At 65.6% G+C, this 26,547-nt stretch carries 28 protein-coding genes; 17 read left to right on the top strand and 11 right to left on the bottom strand.

The window, feature by feature from the left end; genetic code table 11:
* Nucleotides 1-12 precede the first annotated feature (12 nt).
* On the bottom strand, nt 13-252 hold the full coding sequence (locus tag KZZ07_RS16250) for a DUF2798 domain-containing protein (RefSeq protein WP_219515792.1): 240 nt from the start codon (nt 250-252) through the stop codon (nt 13-15).
* 179 nt (nt 253-431) lie between these two features.
* Between KZZ07_RS16250 and KZZ07_RS16255 the strand changes: the two genes are divergently transcribed.
* Nucleotides 432-1,736 (top strand): MmgE/PrpD family protein, encoded by a 1,305-nt coding sequence (locus KZZ07_RS16255; protein WP_219515794.1) that lies wholly within the window; start codon nt 432-434, stop codon nt 1,734-1,736.
* 79 nt (nt 1,737-1,815) lie between these two features.
* Here KZZ07_RS16255 and KZZ07_RS16260 read toward each other — a convergent pair whose 3' ends face one another.
* On the bottom strand, nt 1,816-2,481 hold the full coding sequence (locus KZZ07_RS16260; protein ID WP_219515796.1) for an HAD-IA family hydrolase: 666 nt from the start codon (nt 2,479-2,481) through the stop codon (nt 1,816-1,818).
* Nucleotides 2,482-2,593: 112 nt separating this feature from the next.
* Here KZZ07_RS16260 and glmU point away from each other — a divergent pair, with 112 nt between their 5' ends.
* The 3 genes from glmU to KZZ07_RS16275 are packed head-to-tail and all read left to right on the top strand — an operon-like array spanning nt 2,594 to nt 6,473.
* Entirely contained in the window at nt 2,594-3,946 is a 1,353-nt protein-coding gene (gene glmU / locus KZZ07_RS16265; RefSeq protein ID WP_219515798.1) for a bifunctional UDP-N-acetylglucosamine diphosphorylase/glucosamine-1-phosphate N-acetyltransferase GlmU, read from the top strand.
* A 35-nt stretch (nt 3,947-3,981) separates the two neighbouring features.
* A complete protein-coding gene (gene glmS / locus KZZ07_RS16270; protein ID WP_219515800.1) occupies nt 3,982-5,799 on the top strand; it encodes a glutamine--fructose-6-phosphate transaminase (isomerizing) in 1,818 nt (605 codons plus the stop codon).
* Nucleotides 5,796-6,473 (top strand): DNA alkylation repair protein, encoded by a 678-nt coding sequence (locus KZZ07_RS16275; protein WP_219515802.1) that lies wholly within the window; start codon nt 5,796-5,798, stop codon nt 6,471-6,473. Before glmS ends, KZZ07_RS16275 begins: the two co-directional genes overlap by 4 nt.
* On the opposite strand, the gene KZZ07_RS16280 is transcribed toward KZZ07_RS16275, so the two are convergent.
* The gene (locus tag KZZ07_RS16280) at nt 6,470-6,982 is read right to left on the bottom strand and encodes a hypothetical protein (protein WP_255564395.1); all 513 of its coding nucleotides are present in this window, start codon (nt 6,980-6,982) and stop codon (nt 6,470-6,472) included. The genes KZZ07_RS16275 and KZZ07_RS16280 overlap by 4 nt on opposite strands.
* 55 nt (nt 6,983-7,037) lie before the next feature.
* Here KZZ07_RS16280 and moaA point away from each other — a divergent pair, with 55 nt between their 5' ends.
* Complete coding sequence (moaA, locus tag KZZ07_RS16285) at nt 7,038-8,045, top strand: GTP 3',8-cyclase MoaA (RefSeq protein WP_219515804.1); 1,008 nt, start codon at nt 7,038-7,040, stop codon at nt 8,043-8,045.
* A 313-nt stretch (nt 8,046-8,358) separates the two neighbouring features.
* On the opposite strand, the gene KZZ07_RS16290 is transcribed toward moaA, so the two are convergent.
* Complete coding sequence (locus tag KZZ07_RS16290) at nt 8,359-9,465, bottom strand: anhydro-N-acetylmuramic acid kinase (RefSeq protein WP_219515805.1); 1,107 nt, start codon at nt 9,463-9,465, stop codon at nt 8,359-8,361.
* A 62-nt stretch (nt 9,466-9,527) separates the two neighbouring features.
* Here KZZ07_RS16290 and tyrS point away from each other — a divergent pair, with 62 nt between their 5' ends.
* The 3 genes from tyrS to KZZ07_RS16305 all read left to right on the top strand — a co-directional run bounded on the left by tyrS (nt 9,528) and on the right by KZZ07_RS16305 (nt 13,177).
* The gene (gene tyrS / locus KZZ07_RS16295) at nt 9,528-10,781 is read left to right on the top strand and encodes a tyrosine--tRNA ligase (protein ID WP_219515806.1); all 1,254 of its coding nucleotides are present in this window, start codon (nt 9,528-9,530) and stop codon (nt 10,779-10,781) included.
* Nucleotides 10,782-10,913: 132 nt separating this feature from the next.
* On the top strand, nt 10,914-12,089 hold the full coding sequence (locus tag KZZ07_RS16300; RefSeq protein WP_219515807.1) for a hypothetical protein: 1,176 nt from the start codon (nt 10,914-10,916) through the stop codon (nt 12,087-12,089).
* A 182-nt stretch (nt 12,090-12,271) separates the two neighbouring features.
* A complete protein-coding gene (locus KZZ07_RS16305) occupies nt 12,272-13,177 on the top strand; it encodes a GNAT family N-acetyltransferase (protein ID WP_219515809.1) in 906 nt (301 codons plus the stop codon).
* On the opposite strand, the gene KZZ07_RS16310 is transcribed toward KZZ07_RS16305, so the two are convergent.
* From KZZ07_RS16310 to KZZ07_RS16320, 3 genes are all read right to left on the bottom strand, one after another.
* Nucleotides 13,178-14,161 (bottom strand): DUF3179 domain-containing protein, encoded by a 984-nt coding sequence (locus tag KZZ07_RS16310; protein ID WP_219515811.1) that lies wholly within the window; start codon nt 14,159-14,161, stop codon nt 13,178-13,180.
* A gap of 92 nt (nt 14,162-14,253) precedes the next feature.
* Nucleotides 14,254-14,763 (bottom strand): peptidylprolyl isomerase, encoded by a 510-nt coding sequence (locus KZZ07_RS16315; protein ID WP_255564406.1) that lies wholly within the window; start codon nt 14,761-14,763, stop codon nt 14,254-14,256.
* Nucleotides 14,764-14,944: 181 nt separating this feature from the next.
* The gene (locus tag KZZ07_RS16320) at nt 14,945-15,457 is read right to left on the bottom strand and encodes a peptidylprolyl isomerase (protein ID WP_219515814.1); all 513 of its coding nucleotides are present in this window, start codon (nt 15,455-15,457) and stop codon (nt 14,945-14,947) included.
* A 125-nt stretch (nt 15,458-15,582) separates the two neighbouring features.
* On the opposite strand from KZZ07_RS16320, the gene KZZ07_RS16325 reads away from it, so the two are divergent.
* Nucleotides 15,583-16,773 (top strand): phosphoglycerate kinase, encoded by a 1,191-nt coding sequence (locus KZZ07_RS16325; RefSeq protein WP_219515815.1) that lies wholly within the window; start codon nt 15,583-15,585, stop codon nt 16,771-16,773.
* A gap of 24 nt (nt 16,774-16,797) precedes the next feature.
* On the opposite strand, the gene KZZ07_RS16330 is transcribed toward KZZ07_RS16325, so the two are convergent.
* From KZZ07_RS16330 to KZZ07_RS16340, 3 genes are all read right to left on the bottom strand, one after another.
* On the bottom strand, nt 16,798-17,817 hold the full coding sequence (locus KZZ07_RS16330; RefSeq protein ID WP_219515817.1) for an alpha/beta hydrolase: 1,020 nt from the start codon (nt 17,815-17,817) through the stop codon (nt 16,798-16,800).
* An 88-nt stretch (nt 17,818-17,905) separates the two neighbouring features.
* Nucleotides 17,906-18,913 (bottom strand): alpha/beta hydrolase, encoded by a 1,008-nt coding sequence (locus tag KZZ07_RS16335; RefSeq protein WP_219515819.1) that lies wholly within the window; start codon nt 18,911-18,913, stop codon nt 17,906-17,908.
* 41 nt (nt 18,914-18,954) lie between these two features.
* The gene (locus tag KZZ07_RS16340; protein ID WP_219515821.1) at nt 18,955-19,890 is read right to left on the bottom strand and encodes a hydrogen peroxide-inducible genes activator; all 936 of its coding nucleotides are present in this window, start codon (nt 19,888-19,890) and stop codon (nt 18,955-18,957) included.
* A 119-nt stretch (nt 19,891-20,009) separates the two neighbouring features.
* Between KZZ07_RS16340 and KZZ07_RS16345 the strand changes: the two genes are divergently transcribed.
* From KZZ07_RS16345 to KZZ07_RS16380, 8 genes are all read left to right on the top strand, one after another.
* Nucleotides 20,010-20,249, top strand: a complete 240-nt coding sequence (locus KZZ07_RS16345) for a YdcH family protein (protein ID WP_219515822.1) — start codon at nt 20,010-20,012, stop codon at nt 20,247-20,249.
* On the top strand, nt 20,246-20,389 hold the full coding sequence (locus KZZ07_RS16350) for a hypothetical protein (RefSeq protein WP_219515824.1): 144 nt from the start codon (nt 20,246-20,248) through the stop codon (nt 20,387-20,389). Before KZZ07_RS16345 ends, KZZ07_RS16350 begins: the two co-directional genes overlap by 4 nt.
* Nucleotides 20,390-20,525: 136 nt before the next feature.
* Complete coding sequence (locus KZZ07_RS16355) at nt 20,526-20,828, top strand: FtsB family cell division protein (RefSeq protein WP_219515826.1); 303 nt, start codon at nt 20,526-20,528, stop codon at nt 20,826-20,828.
* Nucleotides 20,829-20,947: 119 nt separating this feature from the next.
* Nucleotides 20,948-21,943 carry a pyruvate dehydrogenase (acetyl-transferring) E1 component subunit alpha gene (gene pdhA / locus KZZ07_RS16360; RefSeq protein ID WP_219515828.1) on the top strand — a complete coding sequence of 332 codons (996 nt, stop codon included), beginning with the start codon at nt 20,948-20,950 and terminating at the stop codon, nt 21,941-21,943.
* A 14-nt stretch (nt 21,944-21,957) separates the two neighbouring features.
* The gene (locus KZZ07_RS16365) at nt 21,958-22,368 is read left to right on the top strand and encodes a hypothetical protein (protein ID WP_219515830.1); all 411 of its coding nucleotides are present in this window, start codon (nt 21,958-21,960) and stop codon (nt 22,366-22,368) included.
* A gap of 13 nt (nt 22,369-22,381) precedes the next feature.
* Complete coding sequence (locus KZZ07_RS16370; RefSeq protein ID WP_219515831.1) at nt 22,382-23,755, top strand: pyruvate dehydrogenase complex E1 component subunit beta; 1,374 nt, start codon at nt 22,382-22,384, stop codon at nt 23,753-23,755.
* Complete coding sequence (locus tag KZZ07_RS16375; protein ID WP_219515834.1) at nt 23,752-24,009, top strand: hypothetical protein; 258 nt, start codon at nt 23,752-23,754, stop codon at nt 24,007-24,009. Before KZZ07_RS16370 ends, KZZ07_RS16375 begins: the two co-directional genes overlap by 4 nt.
* A gap of 69 nt (nt 24,010-24,078) precedes the next feature.
* Nucleotides 24,079-25,386 carry a pyruvate dehydrogenase complex dihydrolipoamide acetyltransferase gene (locus KZZ07_RS16380; protein ID WP_219515837.1) on the top strand — a complete coding sequence of 436 codons (1,308 nt, stop codon included), beginning with the start codon at nt 24,079-24,081 and terminating at the stop codon, nt 25,384-25,386.
* A 140-nt stretch (nt 25,387-25,526) separates the two neighbouring features.
* On the opposite strand, the gene cysE is transcribed toward KZZ07_RS16380, so the two are convergent.
* On the bottom strand, nt 25,527-26,333 hold the full coding sequence (gene cysE / locus KZZ07_RS16385) for a serine O-acetyltransferase (RefSeq protein ID WP_219515839.1): 807 nt from the start codon (nt 26,331-26,333) through the stop codon (nt 25,527-25,529).
* Nucleotides 26,334-26,547 lie beyond the last annotated feature (214 nt).

A 26,547-nucleotide genomic window follows, 5' to 3' on the forward strand; every position in this document is an offset into this window, starting at 1 on the left:
CCCCTCCGCGCGTCAGGCGGGGCGGTCCTCGGCCACGGTCAGTCGCGCCACCAGCCGTCGCACCAAAGGCGCGATGACCAGGACGGCGGGAAAGGCCAACAGCCAGCTGGACAGCCAGGCCCCCATCCAGAGCGAGAGAATATCGGCCGTCAGCCCCGCGTTCTTGAGCGTCGCGATCAGCGACACCAGCAGCGACATGAACCCGGACAGGAACAAGCTGAACAGAATATGGGCGTATCTGGCGGGAATCATCGGACAGAGCCTCTTTCTTGAATTGAACATGTTGCTAGCAGCCCATCAGGCAGAGGGCACGCGCACCGGGTCACACCGGACCTGCCTCAGTGCACAGAGCCGTCGTTTCCGACAATCAGGGCGGCAATCCTGTCGCGATCCGCACAGAATCCGTGCTCTGCAGATCCAAGACTTGCCGCATGAGCGATGCCCTCACCTTCATTCATGCCCTGCAATGGGATGACCTGCCCGAGCACGTACAGGCCCAGGCGAAACGCTGCCTGCGCGACCTGATCGGCGTCGCGGCGGGCGGGCTTGGCACCAACCTGTCGCGGATCATCCGCGATCACGCCGCCGAGGACATGCCCGGCGCCGCGCCGATGCTCTTCGACAGTCGCGGCGCGGCACCGGCGGCGGCAGCGATGGCCACGGGCATGACCATTGACAGCCTGGACGGGCACGATGGCTATAATCCCTCCAAGGGGCATATCGGCTGTCCGCTGTTGCCTGCACTGCTGGTTTTCGGCCACCAGGCGCAGGTTTCGGGCAAGGCGTTCCTGGCTGCGCTGGTCATGGGCTATGAATTCGGCGCCCGCGCGGCGGAGGCCCAACACGGCACCTGCCCCGATTACCACACCTCGGGCAGTTGGGGGGCGGTGACGGCGGCGGCGGGAGGCGCCCGCCTTCTGGGCCTGTCGGCGGACCAGACCCGGCAGGCCCTTGGGATCGCAGAGTACCACGGGCCGCGCAGCCAGATGATGCGCTGCATAGATTTCCCGACGATGGTCAAGGACGGGTCGGGCTGGGGCGCCATGTGTGGCGTCTCGGCGGTACAACTGGCTCGGCGGGGCTTTACCGGGGCGCCCGCGATCACGGTCGAACAGGCGCCGCAGGTTTGGACCGGACTGGGCGCGGACTGGCGCATCCTGCGGCAGTATTTCAAACCTTACCCGGTCTGCCGCTGGGCCCAGGCCCCGGTCGAGGGCGTGTTGGCGCTGCGGCGGGCGCATGGGTTGACCTCCGGCGAGGTCGACCGGATCGAGGTCGAGAGCTTTCACGAGGCGATCCGCCTGGCCACAGCCCGCCCCCGGACCACCGAAGAAGCGCAGTATTCGACCTGTTTCCCCTGCGCCGTGGCGCTGGTGCGGGGCGGGCTGGAGCCTGCGGATCTGGACGGCGACAGCCTGAACGATCCTGAAATCCTGCGCCTGTCCGAAGGGCTGGTCATGTCCGAGGACGCCCATGCCAACGCGGTTTTTCCGGGCACGCGGCTGGCACGGGTGCGGCTGCATCTCCGCGACGGGCGCATGTTGCAAAGCGACTGGATGCGGCCCCGCTGGGACGCCGAGGCGCCGCCCTCGGAGGACGACCTGGCCGGGAAATACCGTGCCCTTGCAGGTCCGGTTCTGGGGTCCGACCGGACCCGGGCTATCGACGAGGCCATCAGCCACCTTGAAACCGGGCCGCTGTCGACGCTGACCGATTTGCTGTACCGGGCGCCTTGAGCGCGGGGGACGCGCTTTGAAGCGCGTTGCAAAGCGGCTTCGAAGCCGCTTGCCAAGGCCCTTCGAAGGGCCTTTCCCGCTACCCGATCAGCCGTCGCACCTCGGCCGAAAGTTCGTCGAAATGGTCGATCACCCCGTCCGGGTTCAGTGCCCTCACCGCCTGCCCCTCGGGCGCGAAGGTGACCAGCACCGAGGGCACCCCCGCAGCAGCAGCCGTCTTGCGATCCGTGTCGCTGTCCCCCACCAGCAGGGACGCCGTACGCAGCCCCCCGCAGCCGTCTACCGCCGCCCAGTAGGGCGCGACATCCGGCTTGCGCGTCGGTCCCGTATCCGCCCCGATCAGCGAGCCGAAGAGGTCACGCACCCCCAACCGTTCCAGCAGAACCTGGGCCAGCCCCTCGGGCTTGTTGGTGCAGATCCCCACGGCGTAATCCGCCCCGCGCAGTGCCTCAACCGCCTCAACCGCACCGTCATACAGCCGCGTATGCGTGTCGATCGCCGCGCCGTAATGTTCCAGCAGCCTGGGATACCAGGTGTCCACCACCCCCTCGTCCATCCGGCCCGCGCGGGTCAGCCCCTCGGTCAGCATCCGCCGACCGCCACGCAAAGCCACGCCCGCATCCGTGACCGGGTCCAGGCGCACCGCCTCTCCCATACCGTCGAAACAAGCATTGGCGGCGGCGATGAGGTCGCCGCTGGTGTCCGCCAAGGTGCCGTCCAGATCAAAGATTACGCATTTCTTCATTTGCCTGCCCCTGCTGTCACATGCCGCAACCTGCCGTGATCCACGCCACCTTGCACCACTCGGACACTCCGATAAAACGGGCAGGAAAAAGAGGCAATTCCGGAGCAGCCTGATGAGCACCGCCCTGATCGTACTTGCCGCCGGCAAGGGCACTCGCATGAACTCGGACCAACCCAAGGTCCTGCACCGGATCGCGGGGGCTCCGATGCTCTGGCACGCGCTGCGCGCCGGCGCCGCGCTGGAACCGGAGCGGACGGTCGTCGTGGGCGGCCACGGGTTCGACGCGGTGGCCGAGGCCGCCCGCGACTATGACCCCGAACTTGCCGTGGTCGAACAGGCCGACCAGCTGGGCACCGGCCACGCGGTCCGCATCGCGCTGCCCGCGCTGGACGGATTCGAGGGCGATGTCGTGGTGCTCTATGGCGATACCCCCTTCATCTCGCCCGACACGCTGGAGGCGATGCGCGCCGCGCGGGCCACGCATGACATCGTTGTGCTGGGTTTCGAGGCCGCCGACCCGGCGCGCTATGGCCGGCTGGTGATGGAGGGCGACGACCTGGTGAAGATCGTCGAATTCAAGGATGCAACGGATGAAGAGCGCGCCATAACCCTCTGCAATTCCAGTGTGATTGCCGCCGACGCCGGGGTGTTGGCCGAGATGCTGGCCAAGGTCGACAACGACAATGCCAGCGGCGAATACTATCTGACGGATGTGCCTGGCCTGGCCCGTGCCGAGGGCAAGACCGCAACCGTCGTCCGCTGCCCCGAGGCCGAGACGCTGGGCGTGAATTCGCGCACCGACCTGGCCTTTGCCGAGGCCGCCTTTCAGGCCGCCGCACGGGCCGATCTTCTGGACCTGGGCGTAACCCTGCAGGCGCCGGAAACCGTGCACCTGGCCTGGGACACAGAGGTGGGCCGAGACGCCGAGATCGAGCCGAACGTGGTCTTTGGCCCAGGCGTCACGGTGGAATCCGGCGCCCGCATCCGCGCCTTTTCGCATCTCGAGGGCTGCCACGTCAGCCGCGGCGCCGTGGTCGGCCCCTATGCCCGCCTGCGCCCCGGCGCCGAACTGGCCGAGGATGTGCATGTCGGCAACTTCGTCGAGGTCAAGAACGCGGTGCTGCACGAGGGGGTCAAGGCCAACCACCTGACCTATATCGGGGATGCCGAGATCGGCGAAAAGACCAACATCGGCGCAGGCACCATCACCTGCAACTACGACGGCGTGTTCAAACATCGCACCGTCATCGGGAAACATGCCTTCATCGGCTCGGACACAATGCTCGTGGCGCCGGTGACGGTTGGCGACGGCGCCATGACCGGGTCGGGATCGACCATCACCACGGACGTGCCGGCAGGCGCGCTGGCCATCGCGCGGGGCAAGCAGGAAAACAAGCCGGGCCTTGCGGAAAAGCTGATGAACATGTTGCGCGCGAAAAAAGCCAAGCAGAAGGCAAGCGCCTGACCGGGCGAAATTTTTGAGACGAGGGATTTGAGAAGATGTGTGGAATCGTAGGCATTCTTGGGACCCACGAAGTGGCCCCGCAACTGGTCGAGGCGCTGCGGCGTCTGGAATATCGGGGCTATGACAGCGCCGGCATCGCCACCGTGCATGACGGCCACCTGGACCGGCGCCGGGCGATGGGCAAGCTGGTCAACCTGTCGGACGCGCTGGTGCATCACCCGCTGGCGGGCAAGTCGGGCATCGGGCACACACGCTGGGCCACGCATGGCGAGCCCTCGACCGACAATGCCCATCCGCACAAATCCGGCCCGGTGGCCGTAGTGCACAATGGAATCATCGAGAATTACAAGGAGTTGCGGGCCGAAGTTAAATCTTCCGGACTGGAGCCCGCCACCGAAACCGACACCGAGACCATCGCCCTTTTGACCCATAGCCTGATGCAAAAGGGCCTGTCGCCCGTGGATGCGGCGATGGCCTGCATCGACAAGCTGGAAGGCGCCTTTGCCCTGGCCTTTCTCTTTGACGGTGAAGAGGACCTGATGGTCGCGGCGCGCAAGGGGTCCCCGCTGGCGATTGGGCATGGCGAGGGAGAAATGTTCGTCGGCTCCGACGCCATCGCGCTGGCGCCATTGACCCCGCGCATCACCTACCTGGAGGAAGGCGACCGCGCGGTCCTGACCCGCGAAGGCGTCACCATCCGCGACGAGGCGGGCCGGCTGGTCAACCGCGAGATCCGCAAGGTCCAGATGGACGCGGCCCGGGTCGACAAGGCCGGGTACAAGCATTTCATGGCCAAGGAGATCGCGGAACAGCCGCAGGTCCTGTCGAACGCGCTGAACGCCTATCTGACCGAAGACGGGATCGCCCTGCCCGATCCGGGCATCGACTTTGCCGACATCGACCGGCTGACGATGGTCGCCTGCGGCACCGCCTATTACGCCTGCCTCACCGCGAAATACTGGTTCGAACAGCTGGCGGGCCTGCCGGTCGAGGTCGATATCGCCTCCGAGTTCCGCTATCGCGAACCGCCTGTCCTGCCCGGCACCGCCGCGCTGTTCGTCAGCCAGTCGGGCGAGACGGCGGATACGCTGGCGGCGCTGCGCTATTGCACGGGCAAGGCCGACAAGATCTTTTCCGTGGTGAACGTGCCCAACAGCTCGATCGCGCGGGAAAGCGACCTGGCGCTGCCGATCCACGCGGGCGTGGAAATCGGGGTTGCCTCGACCAAGGCCTTTACCTGTCAGTTGAACGTACTGCTCCTGCTGGCGCTGAAGGCGGCAGAGGCGCGCGGACGCCAGACGCCGGAGGCACGCGACGAAATCCTGAAAGCCTTGCGCGCCCTGCCGGGCACCTTCAACGCGGCCCTCGACCGCGACGAGGTCATCGCGGGCGTGGCGCGCAAGCTGGCCGAGGCGCGCGACATTCTTTTCCTGGGACGCGGGCTGATGTATCCCCTGGCTCTCGAAGGTGCCCTGAAACTAAAAGAAATCAGCTATATACACGCCGAAGCTTATGCATCCGGCGAGCTGAAACATGGCCCCATCGCGCTGATCGACAAACATGTGCCTGTGGTCGTCATGGCGCCGAAAGACGCGCTGTTCGAAAAGACCGTGTCGAACATGCAGGAGGTCATGGCGCGCGGCGGCAAGGTCTGCCTGGTCACCGATGCCGAGGGTGCGGCGGCAGCCGGTCAGGACGTCTGGCGCGTGGTGCAGATGCCCACGGTGCCGGACGTCTTGGCCCCCATCCTTTACGCGCTGCCGGCGCAACTGCTGGCCTATCACACGGCCATCGCCAAGGGCACCGACGTCGACCAGCCCCGTAACCTGGCGAAATCGGTGACGGTGGAGTGACGCCCGAACAGGCCCTGGACACCCTGCGCGCGAAGGGTGACGCGGAGCGCGCCGAGGGGTCGGCGCGCTATCACAAGGTGGACCGGATCTACCTGGGCGTCCCCAACCCGGTGCTGAACGACCTCGCCAAGGACTGGCGGCAAGGCATGGACGTGCCGGGCCGCGTGGCCCTGGCCGATGCGCTCTGGCAGAGCGACATCCACGAGGCGCGAATCCTGGCGGCCAAGCTGCTGACACAGGCCCGAATTCGCCCTGATGAGGAGGCCTGGCGGCTGATCTGCTCCTGGGTGCCGACATTCGACGCCTGGGCCGTGGCCGATCACGCCTGCATGGCGGGTCAGCGACGGATCATGGCGGATCTGTCGCGGCTGGACGAAGTCGAGAGCTGGACCACCAGCGATCACCTCTGGACGAAACGCGCGGCGTTGGTCATCACGCTGCCGCTTGCGCATCTGAATTTCCCCAAACCCGAACAGGCCGCGGCCCGGGCGCGGGTGCTGGGCTGGGCGGCGGGCTATGTCCCCGACCAGCAGTGGTTCATCCAAAAGGCCGTGGCCTGGTGGATTCGCGAATTGTCCAAACACGATGCCGCGGCGGCGCAGGGATTTCTCGACGCATATGGCGCGGCGATGAAACCCTTTGCCCGCAAGGAGGCGGGCAAATACCTGCCCTAACCCCCGGCAAAGACCTTGAGCGTCGGCAGATCGGTCAGTGAGGCCCCGATCAACCGCATGGCCGCCAGCGAGATCCGGCTGCCGCCGGTTTTTGGCCCTTCGATCGGCCTCAGTTCCACTTGCGAGGATTTGCCCGTCGCCGGGTTTTCCACCCGCCCCTGCCGCACCGTCGTCACCAGCGGCGTTTCCAGCCAGAACCCGGTCGCCGCCGGATCGCCGAGGCTGACCACGGTTTCGCCCAGCAGGCTTTCGCCCCCGGGCTTGGGCGCGGCGGCGGCCTTCTTGCGTTCATCGGGCGTGGTTGTGTCGAACTGTTCAGCCGTGCGCGCGCCCTCGGGCGGCCTGACAGAGGCCGCGCCCTCCGGCGGGGACTGTGGCTGCGGCTCTGGCACCTCAGCCTGCGAGCGGTCCTTGAGGAAGGGCAGTTTGCCGCAGCCCGCAGGCGCAAAAGCGGCGCAAATCAACAGTGTCGTCAGGATGCCGCGCAATATGCGTCCCTTTCCATTCATGACAGTTCCACCGGCACTCTTGCCGAATTTCCGACCGAGGACTAGTGTCTAGGTCATGACACAATCGCTCATCGATCCCTTTCAGCGCCCGATCTCCTACCTTCGGGTCTCCGTCACCGACCGCTGCGATTTCCGCTGCGTCTACTGCATGTCGGAGAATATGACCTTTCTGCCAAAGAAAGAGCTGCTGACGCTCGAAGAGCTGGATCGCATGTGTTCGACCTTCGTGCGACTGGGGGTCGAAAAACTGCGCATCACCGGCGGGGAACCGCTGGTTCGCCGCGATATCATGACGTTTTTCCGCCGCATGACGCGGCATCTCGACTCGGGCGCGCTGAGGGAACTGACGCTGACGACCAACGGCTCACAACTGGAACGGTTCGCCGGAGATCTCTATGCGGCGGGCGTGCGGCGGGTGAATGTCTCGCTCGACACGCTGGATGAGAAGAAATTCGCAGACGTGACCCGTTGGGGCCGCCTGCAGCAGGTTCTGCGCGGGCTGGACGCGGCACAGGCGGCTGGCCTGCGGGTCAAGCTGAACGCCGTGGCGCTCAAGGGCTTCAACGAGGACGAGCTCTTTTCGATGACCGAATGGTGCGCCGAACGCGACATGGACCTGACCTGGATCGAGGTCATGCCGATGGGCGACATCGGCAACGAGGACCGGCTGGACCAGTATTGGAGACTGACCGACCTGCGGGCGCGGCTGGCCGAAAACTACACCGTCACCGACCTGCCCGAACGCACCGGCGGCCCGGCGCGCTACGTGCGGCTGGAAGAGACCGGTCAAAAGATCGGGTTCATCACGCCGCTCACGCATAACTTCTGCGAAAGCTGCAACCGCGTGCGCCTGACCTGCACCGGCGAATTGTTCATGTGCCTGGGCCAGGAAGACAACGCCGACCTGCGCGCGGCGCTGCGCAACCACCCCGAAAGCGATGAACCGCTGGAGGAGGCGATCCGCGCGGCGATCGCGCTGAAGCCCAAGGGGCACGACTTTGATTATTCCCGTCAGGGCGTGGACGGACGTGTGTCCCGGCACATGAGCCACACGGGCGGCTGAATTCACACTGATCCATCGGAGCGGCTGCGCCGCACAGGGTGTTTGGACGAGGGGCGCTGCCCCTCGCGCTCCCCGGAGGTATTTTCGGCCCAAAGAAACATCAGGTCGTTCGCCCTTGATTAAGGTTAATGCGCCAGCCTGTCTGCACGGTACAGGCTGGAGAGCCGATGACCGTGCCCGAAGAAGCACCCGGCAGACACCGGCACCGCTTCACGCCCGTCCCGTGTGCGTCACGGGGCGGGCGTTTTGCAGGACCCCATGTTTCTTTGGGCTGAAAATACCTCCCGCCGGAGGCACGCGCCGCAGGCGCGATTCATCCCTGGACGCTCTCAGGCCGGCTGATCTGTCCGCCCCCCACCGGCGCCGCCACGCCCGTAGTCCCCGGCGCCGAGGTGGGCAGGCCACGAGCCACGCGCACGGCGAGATAGGCAAAGGCCTGTGCTTCCAGCATGTCGCCATCAAGGCCGGCATTCTCCACAGGCTCCACCGGGCAATCCAGCCCTGCCGCCAGCATTCGCATCATGACAGGATTCTTGCGCCCACCCCCGGTCACAAGCACGCGCGCGGGTGGTGTCGGGCAATGCTCCATGCCCTGCATGACTGCCGCCGCCGCCATGCCGGTCATCGTGGCCGCGGCGTCTGCGTCCGACAGTTCGCGCACAAGGTCCAGCATCAGGGAAAAATCGTCCCTGTCCAGGGACTTGGGCGGCATCTTTCGGAAGAAACCCTCATCCAGGAACAACTCCAGCGCGCCCTCTTCGACCCGCCCCTTGCGGGCCAACCGCCCGTCGAGGTCACACTCAAGGCCCAGCCGTTCGGCCACGAGATCGTTGATCGGCGCATTGGCGGGACCCGTGTCGAAGGCCAGAAGCGCGCCTTCGGCCTCGGGTTTGTCCGCCCGGGGGTCGACCCAGGTCAGGTTGCCCACGCCGCCGAGGTTGAGAAAACACAGGGGCTCGGCCGCGCCGATATGGCGCGCGCAGGCCCAGTGGTAAAACGGCGCCAAGGGCGCGCCCTCGCCCCCCAGCGAAACATCCGCCGAGCGGAAATCCCAGACCACCGGCTTGCCCAGATCCTGCGCCAGGGTCGCGCCATCGCCCAGTTGATGCGTGCCGCGCCCGCGCGGTTCATGCGCGAGGGTCTGGCCATGAAACCCCACAAGTTGCGCACCGGGAAACTGCGACAGGAGTTCCGCGTGCGCGGATTGGATCACCGCTAGTGCGGCCTCCAGCCCCTCGCCCGGCCACCGGCCCAGAACGGCCTTCAGCACCGCGCGCTCACCTTCGGAATAGGCGCGGTATCCGGTGGTGCCGAAATCCAGGATCCGTACCCCGTCGGTGTGCAGCATGGCCGCATCCACCCCGTCCAGCGAGGTCCCGGACATGGCGCCAAGCGCCCAGACGACCCCATCCTTCAACATGCTCTTTCCCTCGGCCTTGCCCGCGCTTATACCTGCGCCGCGCAGTATACAGAGGCACCCACATGACCTACCATCCCAAATCGGATTTCATGGCCGTCATGATGCAGCGCGGCTACCTGGCCGACTGCACCGACTACCAGGCGCTGGACGAGGCGCTGAGTCAGGGGGTGGTGACCGCCTATATCGGCTATGACGCCACGGCGCAGTCGCTGCATGTCGGGCACCTGCTGAATATCATGATGCTGCGCTGGTTCCAGAAGACCGGGCACAAGCCGATCACGCTGATGGGCGGCGGCACCACCAAGGTGGGCGACCCGTCGTTCCGCGCCGATGAACGCCCGCTGCTGACGCCAGACCAGATCGACGCCAACATCGACGGCATGAAACAGGTCTTTGCCAAGTACCTGGACTATGGCGAATCCGGCAACGGCGCGCTGATGCTGAACAATGCCGAATGGCTGGACGGGCTCAACTACCTGGAATTCCTGCGCGACATCGGGCGGCATTTCAGCGTCAACCGGATGCTGTCGTTCGAATCCGTGAAATCGCGGCTGGACCGGGAACAATCGCTGAGCTTCCTCGAGTTCAACTACATGATCCTGCAGGCCTATGACTTCCTCGAGCTGTACCGCCGCTATGGCTGCACGCTGCAGATGGGCGGCAGCGACCAGTGGGGCAATATCGTCAACGGCATCGACCTGACGCGCCGGGTGCTGGACGAAGAGATCTATGGTCTGACCTCGCCACTGCTCACCACCTCGGACGGGCGCAAGATGGGCAAGAGCCAAGGCGGCGCGATCTGGCTCAACTCGGACATGCTGTCGCCCTACGAGTTCTGGCAGTTCTGGCGCAACACGACGGATGCCGACGTGGGCCGGTTCCTGAAGCTTTATACCGAGATGCCCCTGGACGAATGCGACCGTCTGGGCGCGCTGGCGGGCTCCGAGATCAACGACGCCAAGATCGTGCTGGCCAATGCGGTCACCACGCTGTGTCACGGGGCCGAGGCGGCGGCGGCGGCAGAGGCCACGGCGCGCGAGGTCTTTGAAAAAGGCGGCGTCGGGGACGATCTGCCGACGCTGGAACTCTCGGCGGCGGAGCTGGGCGACGGCATCTCCATCGTGCAGCTGATCGTCAAGTCGGGGCTGGCCAAGTCCGGCAAGGAGGCCAAGCGCCTGATCGCGGAAAATGGCGCACGGATCGACGATGCTCCGCTGACCGATGCCGGCATGATGCTGGACGCGGGCGCGCTGGCCTCTCCGGTGAAACTGTCGGCGGGCAAGAAACGGCACGCGCTGGTCAAGCTGGCGGACTGACATTTCCAGAATGCACGGAGCCGGGCCGTCCCCCAGGGGGCGGCCCGTTTCTTTTGCGCGGCGCCAATTGATCCGACGGATCGAACCGGGCAATCTGACGGGGATTTGTCGCCCCATGAACAGGTTGCATCCATGCGATTTCTATCCGGCTTGATCTCATTGGCCCTGCTGGCTTCACCGCTGCAGGCGGCCACGCTTGAAACCGACATTTCGCCAAAGATGGCAGAAATGGGCTGTACGGCGCGCCTGTCCGGCCCCATCGAGGCAGGTGACCTGGAGCGGATCTCGCCCTTTCTCGAATCCTCGCTGACCGGGGGCTTTGACGATCCGGACTTCAGGCCCGACGTCATCTTTCGCCAGTTCAGCCCGGCGCTGGACTACGCGCCCGATGCGATCTTTACCCATCGTCTCTGCTTGAACAGCGCGGGCGGCTCGCTTGTCGAGGCCCTGCGCATCGTCGCCTACATCCAGGACCAAAGCAGCGACCGCGGCGGCGGTCCCGCCGGAATCCAGACGGCGATTGCCCGCGACGATCGCTGCACCGGGGCCTGCGCGCTGGTCTTTCTGGCCGGGCGTTTTGTGCGATTTTCCGGTAACCCCGCCTACGAGGGCCGCTCGAATTTCATCCTGCACCCCAAGGGACGGCTGAACCTGCATGCGCCCGCCATAGATCTGACCGAGGACAGCTATACCACCGAGGTGGCGCGCCGCATCTGGGACGTGGGAATGCAGTCCAACGCGCGCATCGCCGCCATGATCGCGCGCGGCGGGATCTTCATGTCGGACGGCCTGTTCGCCGAGATGCTGGCCCATCCCGTAAATGATCCGCTGCTGCTGGACACGGTAGAACAGGCGGTACGCTGGGGCGTCGACGTCGAACCCAACGTTCTGAATCACGGGCGTTATCCCTTCACGCAGGAACAGTTCTTTGACGCCATCTGTCGCAACAGTCGGGGCCATGCGCCCTCGCACGTGGACCTGCGGCCCGGGTCCGGCGGGATGAAGTTGACGCGGGACGGCGAGGTGATGCGCTCGACCGGAGCCTATGTCGACGCGCGATCCGGGCGGCCCTACGAGTGTGAGATCGATGCTGGCCAATGGGAAGAGTTTCAAACTTGGCTGCATCCCGATGCCTTTGGCGGCGTCCAGATGCCCCGCCTGCGGTTCAGCTGTTACAATGCGCGGGTCAGGCTGGTGTCACAGGTCGAGTGCTACGATTGCGACCTGGCCATCGAACTGGGCTGCATGGGTGTCCTGCCGCCGGACCTGCCGATCGTAGATATCTACATGGACCCGCCGCTGCCCTGAGCGTCAGAGCAGCGCCTGTACCAGCGCCAGGGCCGCAAAGGGCAACGATATTCCCCCCGCCAGCAAGAGCGCGGCCCCTGCGGTGGGGCGTGGACGCGCCATGTCACTGGCGGCGGAGCGGGGCGGCGTTTTCCGCAAAGCATCTTTCTTCATGACCGCAGTTAACAGCATGGAAACTTTCCATGTCGTTAATATGGCCCATGTCCCTGCTCTTGCCCCTGCCCCAGTCCACGGAATTCGCCCACACCTGCGCAATGCTCGGCCAGCCCCTGCGCCGCTGCCAACGCGAATCCGGCGGGCGCCAACTGCTGGTCTGGCAGGTACAGTCGCGCCGGTTTGGCCCGCTGGGACGGCTCGACCTGGTGTCGCGCGGGCCGGTCGCGGCAGAGCCGGGCGACCTGGACGACTGGCTGCGGCGCTGGACACGCTGGCACGACGGGCGCCCGCTGGTGCTGAACGCCGACGGGCTGAGCGCCGAGGCGCTGCGCGGCGCCGGGTTCTGGCCGCTGGTGACACCGGCAACGCTGGCGCTGCTGGCCTTGGGGCCAGAGGCCGGGATGCGGGCCGCTCTGGCGCAGAAATGGCGCAACCGGCTGAACCGGGCGGAACGGGCCGGGCTAAAGCTGCGAGAGACAGACCTGACCCCGGATCACTGGATCCTGACCGCCGAGGCCGCGCAGGCCCGCGCCAGAGGCTACCGCGGATTGCCGCCCGCGTTCAGCGCCGCTTTTGCCCGGGCCAATCCCGGCGCGGCGCAAGTGTTCGAGGCGCTGGACAAGGGCGTTCCCGTGGCGGGCGCCTTGGTGTTGCGGCACGGGCGCATGGCCACCTGGCAAATCGGTGTGACCACGTCCGAGGGGCGCAGGTGCCACGCGATGAACCTGCTGCTCTGGCATGCCATGCAGGCGCTTGCGGCACGCGGGCATGATTGCCTCGACCTCGGCATCCTGAACGCGCAGGACGCCCCCGGGCTGACGCATTTCAAGCTGGGCACCGGCGCGCGGGCGCATCGCCTGGGCGGGACCTGGCTGCACCTGGGGGCGCTGGCCCCGCTGGCGCGGCGCCTGCCCATGCGGATGGCGGCGTGATCAGTCGCCCAGCATCCAGTCCCCCTCGGGCCAGAAGGCGTGGAAGGCAAAGGCGAACATAACGTCATGCGGCAGGTCGGCGCCACCCTCGTCCCGCACCCGGACCGAGCCCACGTCGCGCCCCGCCGCGATCCGGCCCGCGTCCAGAGCCGAGGCCTGACCGGCACGCCAGGTGAGGACAACACCCGCCTCGCGCAGCTCGCCCGCCTCCGCCAGCCGATCCATCGGCCAGGCCCTGTCGCCGACGCGCACCACCCGCATCAGCGGCGGGATGTCATGCGGCGGCATCTCTCCGGAATAGAGAAAGGGGCGTTTCGACGAGTCGTAGTTGCGGTAGGGGTTCTGACCATAGGGCCGGTTCCAGGCCGGTTCGGCCATGATCACCCCGTCCGGGTGGCGGTCGCGGAATTGCGCAAAGCTTTCCATCCAGCTGGGCAGCGTCTCCAACTCGACCCCGGTCAGCGCGCCCACGATGCCGGTGCCGATGGCCTGCTGCCACCAGCTTTGGGTTTCGCGGTCGTACATCACCATATCGGAATTGCGCAGCTTGCCCGATACGCCAAAGGTCAGCACCCTGTCACCGACGCGCCGGTCGAAGGTCAGGGCCGAGTTGCAGAGCGGGCAGAAGGTGACGGCCACCGGGACCTCGCCGATGACATCGTTCACGATCTCATGCCAGGTGAGATAGCGGATCGGGTAGGCGCGCGGCCGTTCGCCCTCGATCACGACGGTGATGACCGGTTCGGCATCGGGGATGCGGCTTTCCTGGTCGACCGGGATGAACTGCGGATCGGACAGCGCCGGGATGCCGTCCTTGGGCGGGCCACCGGACATGATCTCGACCCAGTTGGCGATGGTGGTGTTTTCGAAATCCGTGTCCGGCCATTCATGTTTCCAGAATGACGGATCGGCGGTTGCCGAGGCGGCGGCAAAGATCGTCAGAAAGACAAGTCTGGGCAAAAGAAGTCTGGGCAAAAGGCGCATTGGGTTTCCTCCGGGCTTGACCCGAAGGATGCCGTGAAACGCGGCGTCTGCCCAGCCTGTCCCACGCGCTTTTGAAAGCGCGTGGGCGCGGGTCAGTCCTGGGTGACGGTGACCTTGACCATGCGGTCCGGCTCTCCGGTCACGGCGCCGTTGGCGCGTTGGTCGCCGCGCTTGATGGCGTCTACCACATCCATACCCTCCGTCACCTTGCCGACGATCGTGTATTGGCCGTTCAGGAAAGGCCCCGCGTCGAACATGATGAAGAACTGCGAATTGGCGCTGTCCGGGTCTTGCGAGCGGGCCATGCCGACCACCCCGCGTTCAAAGGACATATCCGAGAACTCGGCCTCAAGGTCCGGCAGGGTCGAGCCGCCCATGCCGGCGCTGCGCATGTCAAACTCTTCGGCCCCCATGCGGCCGAATTGCACGTCCCCGGTCTGGGCCATGAAGCCGTCGATCACCCGGTGAAAGACCACGCCGTCATAGGCACCGGATTTCGCCAGCGCGACGATCTGGGCAGTGTGGCCCGGGGCCACCTCCTCGAACAGGTCGATGGTAATGGTGCCATCGGCCTCGCCCGCAAGCTGGATCTTCAGGCCCATGTCCGCGCCCTCTGGCAGCGGTTCAAGAACCGGCTCGGCGGCGGGCGCCGGCGCGGCGGCAACCCCGTCCTCCGCGGGCGCGGCAGGATCGGGGGCGGCATCCACCGCCCCTGCCCCGTCACGCAGCACCGAGTAGGCCCCGATGCCGACCAGCAGCACGGCGACCGCGACAATCCCGCCCTTAGCCGGCGACATCTGCGGCCACCTTCACAGAGATCATGCGGTCGGGATTCGCGGGCGGCTCGCCCCGGGTGATCGCGTCGACATGCTCCATGCCCTCGACCACACGGCCATAGACCGTGTACTGGCCATTCAGGAAATGGTTGTCCTTGAAGTTGATGAAGAACTGCGAGTTGGCGCTGTTGGGGTTCTGCGAGCGGGCGGCGCCCAGCGTACCCCGGTCATGCGGCAGCTTGGAGAACTCGGCCTTGAGGTCCGGCAGGTCGGACCCGCCGGTGCCCGCGCGGCGCAGGTTGAAATCCTTTTCCATGTTGCCGTGCGCCACGTCACCGGTCTGGGCCATGAAGCCCTCGATCACGCGGTGAAAGCAGACGTTGTCATAGGCACCCGCGCGGGCCAGCTCCTTCATGCGGGCGGCATGGTCGGGGGCCACGTCGGACAGCAGTTCGATGGTGACGGTCCCGCCCTTCAGTTCCATCAGGATGGTGTTTTCCGGGTCCTTGATCTCGGCCATTGGTCTTTCTCCGTTTCTCATTTGCGACGAGAGGTAGCCTGAGACGCGGCCAAAGCCAAGACGGCGTTGACCTGAACGCCGCATCGGGTCTAGTGGGCCGGGGAACTTCGACCGGAGAGTGAGAGATGGGCTGGAACACCCTTGACGACATGGACCTTGAGGGCAAGCGCGTGCTGACCCGGGTCGACATCAACGTGCCGATGGAAGACGGCGAGGTGACCGACGCCACGCGGATCGAACGGATCGCGGCCACGGTACAGACCATCCTGGACAAGGGCGGCAAGCCGGTGCTGCTGGCGCATTTCGGCCGCCCCAAGGGCGAACGCCGCGCCGACATGAGCCTGCAGCCGCTGATCCCGACGATGGAGGCGGTTCTGGGGGTCGAGGTGGTCTTTGCCAGCGACTGCATCGGCCCGGCGGCGGCGGCAGTGATCGACAGCCTGGGCGAGAACCAGATCGCCCTGCTGGAAAACACCCGTTTCCACGCGGGCGAGGAAAAGAACGACCCCGAGCTGGTGGCCGGCATGGCCGCGCTGGGGGACGTTTATTGCTCCGACGCGTTTTCGGCGGCGCACCGGGCGCATGCCTCGACAACCGGGCTGGCCCATGCCCTGCCCGCCTGCGCGGGCCGGTTGATGCAGGCCGAGCTTGAAGCGCTGGAAGGCGCGCTTGGCAAGCCCGCGCGCCCCGTGCTGGCGGTTGTCGGCGGGGCCAAGGTCTCGACCAAGCTGGACCTGCTGGGCAACCTTGTGGAAAAGGTCGACATGCTGGTGATCGGCGGCGGCATGGCCAACACATTCCTGGCCGCGCAGGGCGTGGACGTGGGCAAGTCGCTGGCCGAACACGAGATGACCGGCACCGCAAAAGAGATCATAGCCAAGGCCGAGACGGCGGGCTGCCGGATCATCCTGCCGGTGGATGTGGTCGTTGCGCGCGAATTCAAGGAAGGCGCCGCGAATGAGACCGTCGCAGCGGATGCCTGCCCCCCGGACGCAATGATCCTGGATGCCGGGCCGGACTCCGTGGCCGCCGTGATCGCGGCCATCGACGAGGCACAGACACTGATCTGGAACGGCCCGCTGGGTGCCTTCGAAATCGCGCCCTTCGACGCGGCCACCAATGCCGCCGCGAAACATGCCGCGGACCGCAGCGAGCTGGGCAAGCTGGTCTCGGTCGCGGGCGGTGGTGACACGGTTGCGGCGCTGAACAAGGCGGGCGCGGCCTCGGGCTTTTCCTACATTTCCACCGCCGGGGGCGCCTTCCTGGAGTGGATGGAGGGCAAGACCCTGCCCGGCGTCGCCGCTCTGGAGGCCTGAGCGCCCTTTTCGCCCGGCGGTCGTTTACTGCCGGGCGAGCTCTCGTTCCATCCTGTAGAGCACCTTGATCGCCTCGGGCGCCGTCAGGGCGGTGATGTGCTTGCGCCTGTCGCCGCCCCGGAAATTGCTGAGGTCGACGATCTTGATCGGCAGCCCCGCCAGCCGCGTCTTGTCCTGGATCGAGCCCAGCCGCCAGGGCTTGCCCGTCAGCCAGGCCGAGACGCTGAGCGCCGAATCCATCTTGGACACCAGCACCAGGAAGGGTTCGGGGAACGGCTCGATCTTCAACGCCTGCTGGACAAAGACATCCTCGTCGATATCCGGGCTGATCAGGGCCACGCCGCGCAGCGCGTTGATCGACTTTTCATCGCCCGCGATAGAGGCTTGGCGCAGCGCCTCCATCGTCAGTTGCGCGCCCATCGAATGGGCCACCAGCGTCACGCGCCAGCCCTCGCTGGCGAGGTCGCGCAGCACCTGCGCCAGCCCGTCACGAGAGAACATCACGCTGTCACGGTCATAGACATAGCCACGCACCCGCCCCGCAGACGCCCAGGAATAGAGGACGATCGGGATCTTGGCGTCGAAGTCATGCGCCACCTGGGCAACGCGATAAACGGCCTCGGCGTTGCGCACGTTGAACCCGTGCACAAAGAGCACCACGTCCTTGCGTCCCGGCTGCGAGGCAGAGGTCAGCCCATCCAGAAACTCGCGCTTGCCCGGATAGGGCGCGCCATCGCGGGTGACAAAATGGCGGGCCGGATCGGGCTTGGCGCCGCCGGGCCATTCGATCTCTCCCTCTTCGTGGGTGGGCGGGATCGAGACATCCGCCCAGCCATAGCGCAGCTCCCGCGAGCGGGCGGCGCCGAAGTCGTGCCGCACCAGTTCCAGGTCGCCTTCGGGGGCGAGGTTGCGGTTGGTGGCGACAAAGACGCGCCGCAGGTCGACGGCCCCGGCCACCGCGCGCGGCACATGGTCGATCTCTCCCCGCGGGGCGCAGGCGGCGACGAGGCCGACCAGAAGGATGATGAATAACCCTTTCGTCATGCGACGAAAATTTAACTGGCGCGCGATTCGTTTCCAGCCCTTTATTGCATCAGCGACGCGATAGCCGTGTAACGATGCAACGCCGCCGCTATGGCGTGGCCAGGTCGCGCAGCAGGCGGATTGCCTCGGGCGCCGTGAAGGCGGTGGAATGCCCCGCCCGGTCGCCGCCGGGAATGCTGCTGAGGTCGATGATCTCGATCGGCAGTTGCGCCAGCCGCGAAGGATCTTCGATCGACCCCAGCCGCGAGGGCGTCCCCGTCAGCAGCGCCGCCAGTCCCAGGGCCCGGTCCCGGCGCGAGACGACTATCATGAAAGGTTCGGGGAAAGGCTCGATCCGGCGCGACTGTCGCAAAAAGACGTCCTCGTCGATGTCGGGGCTGATCAGGGCCACGCCAATGATGCTGGTCAGCGCCCTGCCCTTGCCGGAAATCGAGATCTGGCGCAGCGTCTCCATCACCAGCTGGCTGCCCATCGAATGCGCGATGATGAGAACGCGGCGCTTTTCGCGCGCCAGGCCCAGCAGCAGGGATTCCAGGTCGTCGCGCGCAAAGATCACGCTATCGCGGTCATAGACATAGCCGCGCGGATCGCCCGCGGACGGCCAGGAAAAGCTGATCACCGGGTCGTCGGTTTCATAGTCATGGGCAATCTGCGCCAGGCGATAGACCGCCTCGGCGTTGTTGACGTTGAAACCGTGCACGAACAGCACAACGTCCGGCCGCCCGCCCGGGCGCGGCAAGTCGCGCAAAAAGGCCAGCTGGCTGGCATAGCGTTCCCCGGACAGTGCCACGAAATGTTGCGCCGGGTCCGGGCGATCGTTGCCCGGCCATTCGATCTGGCCGGGCTGGTGCACAGGCGGGATCGAAATGTCGATACGGCCATAACTCACCACCGGGTCGCGGCTCTCGCCAAAGGCCTGGTGCAATGCCTCTTCGGGAGATCCCTGTTCGAGGTGGCGGTTGCTGGCGATGAACACCCGCTGCACCGCCGCGTCATAGACCTCGGGCTTTACGCCCTGGACAAGAGAGACCATGCCGCGCGGACCGCAGGCGGCAATGGACAGGCAGATCGTCAGGACGAAAAAAACTCGAGTCATGGCCGCACAATCGGGGAAATGGCGCACAAGGTCGAGAGCTCTCATGCTTCGGGAATGACAATACCCGCGTGATCGACGCGAATGACCTCGCGCAGCACCTCGGCCAGCCGTTCCAGACTGGCCGCCCGCCCCGAACTTTGCCGCCAGACCAGGCCCACGGACCGGGTGAAGCGCCCCTTGCGAAAGGGCCGCACCGCCACGTCCCCGCGCGGGGCGCTGATTTCCGACCGGACATAGAGCGCGGGCAGAAAGCTGAGCCCCATGTTCATCGCCACCATCTGGCGCAGGGCATCAAGGCTGGTGCCCTCGTAATCGGCGCTGAGATGGGCGCCGAGATCCCGGCAGAGCGTGGCGATCTGGTCATGCAGGGCAAAGGCGCTGGACAGCGACAGGACCTCCTGCCCGGTCAGGTCAGCATCCCGCACCTCTTCGGCCGCGGCCAGCGGGTGATCATGGGCCATCGCCACCACCAACGGTTCCCGGAACAGGCGGATCACGGTCACATCCCGCGCCTGAACGGGCAGTTGCGTCAGGATCGCGTCGTGAATCCCGGCGACCAGGTCCTCTGTCAGGTCACGCGGCGCGCCGTCGCGCAGGATCAGCTTGGCATCCGGGTCGGCGGCATGCAGGCGGCGGACCAGCCCCGGCAGCAGGTAAGGGCCAATGGTGGGCGTCGATCCCAGCCGCAGCTGCGCCGCCTTGCCAGTCCCCAGCATCTGCGCGGTTTCCACCAGCGCCTCGACCTCTTCGGCGATGCGGGCGGCGCGGGCCCGCACCTCGCGGCCCTCGGGGGTCAGCACGACGCCACGGCGGCGCCGTTCCACAAGATGCAGGCCCAACCGCCGTTCCAGCTCGGCGATCTGCAAGCTGAGCGAGGGCTGGCTGATGCCCGCCCGCGCGGCGGCACGGCCATACTGACCGGTTTCGGCCAGCAGAAGGAAGTAACGCAACTGGCGTAGACTGGGGGTCTCGGGCACGACGGATCTCCTGTTCAACGACATATAGGAAATTCCAATTCAAAATCATCATTGCATTGGGTTTTACCGCATCCCTTGGACCACCATCTCGATGGCGTACCGCTAGAGGAGGACCGAAGATGAAGACAGCAAAGATCGGCACCCCGTCGCTGGAGGCCCGTGTTCAGGCGCTCCGCAGCCGCCACGCCGCGCTGGAACAGGACATCGAGACCGAACAGCGCCGCCCCCTACCCAGCATGAGCCGCCTGCGCGCTCTGAAATCGCGCAAGCTGATGCTCAAGGACGAGATGACCTATTACAGCGGATTGCTGGACACGCTGTCGTCCATGCACCGGGACAATCCCCAGGGGGCCGCATGATCGGCCTGGGCCCGTTGGATTTCCTGCGCGCGGCTCAGTTCCTGCGCAGCGGCGATCCCGAGGAATTCGCAGAGGCCGTACCGGGCGGCGAACCGCCGCCGCCAACACCTGCCCCGAAGACCGAGTCGCCACGGCGGTAAGTGCATGAATGCAACGCCGCAAGGACATTTTGCAGCACGTTGCGAATCAGGTGCCGCGCGGGATTCCCTTTCCCGCGCGGTTGTGCCACTCTCCATCCCATGCGCCCCCAAAGAGGCGCGTGTTTGAGGCAGAGACATGACATCCCGTCGATCGCGCCCTTCACTGGGAGCACTGGTCTTTTTCACCGTGACGCTGAGCCTATCGGGCTATTTCACCTTTGCCGCCGTGCAGGGGGATTCCGGCCTGTTTCGGCGCGCGGAGATCGCCGTCGAAGGCGACAGGCTGGCCAGTGAACTGGACGAGTTGCACGCCGAGGTGGCGCGGATGGAAAACCTCACGCATCGCCTGTCGGACGATTTCCTGGATCTCGACCTGCTGGACCAGCAGGCGCGCGATGTCCTGGGCCTGATCCGCAGCGACGAGATCGTGGTGCACTGACATCCGTCCAGTCGCGGGTGCCCCGATGACCGGATGCGTATTGGCTTTACGCCGTCGCGCACCCCGCCTATCCTCGCCACAAGTAGTTCAGTACTGAACGAGTCCTGGGGAGGAGTTTCATGGCAGCCCGAAAGACAACGGCGAAACCCAATGTCTCGCCCGAGGAGCTGACACAGTATTACCGCGACATGCTGTTGATCCGCCGGTTCGAGGAAAAGGCCGGCCAGCTTTATGGCATGGGCCTGATCGGCGGCTTCTGCCACCTTTACATCGGACAAGAAGCCGTGGTGGTCGGGCTGGAGGCCGCCGCCGAAGAGGGCGACAAACGCGTCACCTCGTACCGCGATCACGGCCACATGCTGGCCTGCGGGATGGACCCGAACGGAGTCATGGCCGAACTGACCGGGCGCGAGGGCGGCTATTCCAAGGGCAAGGGCGGCTCGATGCACATGTTCAGCCGCGAAAAGCACTTTTACGGCGGGCATGGCATAGTCGGCGCGCAGGTGCCGCTGGGGGCCGGGCTGGCCTTTGCCGACAAGTACAAGGACAACGGCCGCGTGACCTTCACCTATTTCGGGGATGGCGCCGCCAACCAGGGCCAGGTCTACGAGACCTTCAACATGGCCGCCCTTTGGGACCTGCCGGTGGTTTTTGTGATCGAGAACAACCAGTATGCGATGGGCACCGCGATGAAGCGGTCTACCTCGACCCCGGATATCTATCACCGCGGCAATGCCTTCGGCATTCCCGGCGAGATGGTCGACGGCATGGATGTGCTGGCGGTCAAGGCGGCGGGCGAAAAGGCGGTGAAACACTGCCGCGCGGGCAAGGGTCCGTACATCCTGGAAATCAAGACCTACCGCTATCGCGGCCATTCCATGTCGGACCCGGCCAAGTACCGCACCCGCGAGGAAGTGTCGAAGATGCGCGAGGAACGCGATCCCATCGACCATGTCCGCGATATGCTGGTACAGGGCGGCCATGCCTCCGAGGAGGATCTCAAGGCCATCGACAAGGAGATCAAGGCGGTGGTCAATGCCTCTGCCGAGTTTGCCCGCGAAAGCCCGGAACCCGCGCTCGACGAGCTCTGGACCGACATCTACGCTGACACCTGACCCGAGGACCCAACATGAACGGAAGTATTGCCGGAGCACTTGTCTCCAACATCATCGGCGGCGTCATCGGCCAGCTGATCTACGCCGCCCTCGTCATGCTGGTCCTGCGCTGGCTGTTCAAGAAGCGGGTCCCCTATGGCGGGCTGTTCAAGGTCTACATCCTTGTTTTCCTTGGGTTCTTTGTGCTGTCCTTTGCCTTGGGCTTTGCGCTTGGCGCGGCAGGTGCGATGTCTCTCCTTTCGGTGCTGATCGGCATCCTGTCCATCGCCGTCTTCGTCCTTCAGGCCTATTGGGTGGCCAAGCACGTAAAACCGCTCGACGGGTCCAACCTGACGATGGGCAACGTGTTGATCTCGCAGATCGTGATCCTTGTGGTCGCAATCGCGATCGCGGTCCTTGTCGTGTTGGCGATGGGCGGGTTCTGAAGGAGCGAGTGATATGCCAACCGAGATTCTCATGCCCGCCCTGTCGCCCACGATGGAGGAAGGCACGCTGGCCAAATGGCTGGTCAAGGAAGGCGACGACGTCCGCTCCGGCGACGTGATCGCCGAGATCGAGACCGACAAGGCCACGATGGAATTCGAGGCCGTGGACGAAGGCATCATGGGCAAGATCCTGATCACCGAGGGCACCCAGGCGGTCAAGGTCAACACCCCTATCGCGGTGCTGGTCGAAGAGGGCGAAGAGGTCCCGGATCAAGTCCGGGACGGGGGCGCAGCGACTCAACCGGTCGAGCCAGCCGTCCAACCCGCCGCCGCCGCGCCGCCGCCCGCCGCCCCGGCCAAGGTCGAGGCCGCCCGCCCCGAACCGGACTGGCCCGAAGGCACAAAGACAAAGAAACAGACCGTGCGCGAGGCCCTGCGCGACGCCATGGCCGAGGAAATGCGCCGCGACGGCGATGTCTTCCTCATGGGTGAGGAAGTCGCCGAATACCAGGGCGCCTACAAGATCAGCCAGGGGCTGCTGGACGAATTCGGATCGAAACGCGTGATCGACACGCCGATCACCGAACACGGCTTTACCGGCATCGGTGTCGGCGCCGCCTTTGGCGGGTTGCGCCCCATCGTCGAGTTCATGACCTTCAACTTCGCCATGCAGGCGATGGACCAGATCATCAACTCGGCGGCCAAGACGCTGTACATGTCCGGCGGCCAGATGGGCTGTCCCATCGTCTTTCGCGGCCCCAGCGGCGCCGCCGCCCGCGTCGGCGCCCAGCACAGCCAGGACTACGCGGCCTGGTACGCCCATATCCCCGGCCTGAAAGTGGCGATGCCCTACAGCGCCTCGGATGCCAAGGGCCTGCTGAAAAGCGCCATCCGCGACCCGAACCCTGTGATCTTCCTGGAAAACGAGATCCTCTACGGGCGCAGTTTCGACGTGCCTGTGCTGGAGGATTTCACCGTTCCCCTGGGCAAGGCCCGGATCTGGCGCGAAGGCTCGGACGTGACGCTTGTCAGCTTCGGCATCGGCATGACCTACGCGCTGGAGGCTGCCGAAAAACTCGCCGAAGAGGGCATCGAGGCCGAGGTGATCGACCTGCGCAGCCTGCGCCCCATCGACACTGCCACGGTCATCGCCAGCGTGCGGAAAACCAACCGCTGTGTGATCGTCGAAGAAGGCTGGCCCGTGGCCTCGATCGGCAATTACATTTCGGCCACGCTGATGCAGCAGGCCTTTGACTGGCTCGACGCGCCGGTGATCAACATCACCGGCAAGGATGTGCCCATGCCCTATGCCGCCAATCTCGAACGCCACGCGCTTGTCACCACGCCCGAGGTCATCGAGGCGGCAAAACAGGTCTGCTACCGGTGAGCACGCGGGTCGAAGTCCGGGGCCGCGACGTCGCGCGTGAGGCCTATCGCATCGAAACCGATGCGGGCGCTGCCTTCGTGCCTGAATGCCTGATGTCCAGCGATCTGCGCCCCGGCGCCCGGCCCACGCACCAGGACGCCTATGAATGGATCGCCGCACATCGCGCGGCCCTGGCCCGCGCCGTCGACAGGCTGGCGCGGGGCAACAGGCCCCGCCCGCCCTATGATATCCTGACGCTGATCGAGGGTCGCTGAGATGCGGCTTCTTCTTGGCAAAAATACCCACGTCCAGCCGCTGTCGCAGCGCTGAGAGGAGGATCAAAGATGCCCACGGAAATCCTCATGCCCGCCCTGTCGCCGACGATGGAGGAAGGCACGCTGGCCAAATGGCTGGTCAAGGAAGGCGACGACGTCCGCTCCGGCGACGTGATCGCCGAGATCGAGACCGACAAGGCCACGATGGAATTCGAGGCCGTGGACGAAGGGGTGATCGGCAAGATCCTCGTGGCCGAAGGTACCGAAGCGGTGAAGGTCAACACGCCGATTGCCGTGCTGCTGGAAGACGGCGAAAGCGCCGCCGACATCGCCGACGCCCCGCCGGCCACGGCGCCCAAGGCGCAGGCCGGCGCGGCTCCCGCAGGGGGGCCCGAGAAAGCCGCCCCTCCGCCGCCACAGAACCCCGACGGAACGCGCATCTTCGCCTCGCCGCTCGCACGCCGGATTGCCGAGCAGAAGGGCCTGGACCTGAGCCAGATCACCGGCAGCGGCCCGCGCGGTCGCATCGTCAAGGCTGACGTCGAGGCGGCCATAGCCCCCCCTGCCCCGGCCTCCGAAACGGACACCGCCCCGGCACTGCAAGCTGCCGCTGCCGCTGCCGCACCTGCGGCACCCGCCGCAAGCGGTGCAAGTGCCGACGCGGTGCTCAAGACCTATGCCGACCGTCCCCATCAGGAGATCGCGCTCGATGGCATGCGCCGCACCATTGCCGCGCGCCTGACCGAGGCGAAGCAGACCATCCCGCATTTCTACCTGCGCCGGGAGATCCGCCTCGATGCGCTCATGGCCTTCCGCAAGCAGCTGAACGATCAGCTGGCGCCGCGTGGGGTCAAGCTGTCGGTCAATGATTTCATCATCAAGGCCTGTGCCAACGCATTGCAACAGGTGCCTACCGCAAATGCGGTCTGGGCCGGGGACCGGATCCTGCAACTCACGCCCTCCGACGTGGCCGTTGCCGTCGCCATCGAGGGCGGGCTCTTTACCCCTGTCCTGCGCGACGCCCACCAGAAAAGCCTCTCGACCCTCTCGGCCGAGATGAAGGACCTCGCCACGCGCGCCCGCGACCGCAAACTTGCTCCCCAGGAATACCAGGGCGGCAGCTTTGCCATTTCCAACCTCGGCATGTTCGGGATCGAGAATTTCGACGCGGTCATCAACCCGCCTCACGGTGCTATCCTCGCCGTCGGCGCGGGTGTGAAGAAACCCGTGGTCGGCGCCGAGGGTCAGATCGAGGTCGCCACCGTCATGTCCGTAACCCTGTCCGTGGATCACCGGGTGATCGACGGTGCACTTGGCGCGGAACTGCTGCAAGCCATTGTCGACGGGTTGGAAAACCCGCTGGCCCTGCTGGCCTGACCTGCCGTTTCTTTGGGCTGAAAATACTCCGGGGTGAATGCCGCCACGGGCGGCAGAGGGGCAAAGCCCCTGCCCGAAACGAATTGCGGCGCACCCAGCCTTGGGATGCGCCGCTTGTGACTCATGGTTAATCCAGGGTTTCAGCTGCCGCGCAGCAGCTGGTCCATGCTGATCGAGGGCTGATCGCAGCCCGCTTCGCCCACGACCTTGGCCGGAACACCCGCCACGGTCGAGCAGCGCGGCACTTCTTTCAACACCACGGACCCGGCTGCAATCCGCGAGCAATCGCCCACCCGGATATTGCCCAGCACCTTGGCGCCCGCGCCGATCAGAACACCATCACCGATCTTGGGATGCCGGTCTTCTTCTTCCTTGCCGGTCCCGCCCAACGTCACCGAATGCAGCATCGAGACATTGTCACCCACCACCGCCGTTTCACCAATGACGATGGAATGCGCATGGTCGATCATGATCCCCTTGCCGATGCGCGCGGCCGGGTGAATGTCGATACCGAACACCTCCGAGCTGCGCATCTGGAAGAAATAGGACAGGTCCCTCCGGCCTTGCGTCCACAGCCAATGCGCCACGCGGTAGGCTTGCACCGCCTGGAAGCCCTTGAAGAACAGCAGCGGCTGCAGGAACCGGTGGCAGGCCGGGTCGCGTTCATACGTGGCCGCGATATCCGCCCGTGCGGAAAGCGCCAGTTCCGGCGCCTCGCCATAAGCCTCGTCGCAGATCTCCCGCAGGATCTGTTCCGACATCTCGGGGTTGGCGAGCTTGAGGGAAATCCGGTAGCTCAAGGCCCTGTCCAGCGTCGGATGGTGCAGGATCGAGTAATGCACCAGGCCGCCCAGAAGCGGCTCATCGATGACGGCCTGTTCGGCCTCGCTTCGAATTCGGGCCCAGACCGGGTCCAGCTCGGCCAGATGTGCGCGCGTTTCAGCCATGCCTGTCCTCCTTTGACGCCGTGACCCTATCAGATAGGCTAACCTGATCGAAACGCAATTCCGTGATAAGGGAAATCTTCGATATGGATGAGTCCGCGACACGCCGCTTTCAGACCCTGATCCGGCACAGGCTGGCGTCTGTGGGTGGCTCCTGCATTGCAAGAGTTTTCTGGTGATTTTTGCGGTGTTTTTGTCAGTACCGTCGTCTGTTCGG

The sequence above is a fragment of the Mameliella sp. CS4 genome, from assembly GCF_019392335.1.
Lineage (GTDB): Bacteria > Pseudomonadota > Alphaproteobacteria > Rhodobacterales > Rhodobacteraceae > Antarctobacter.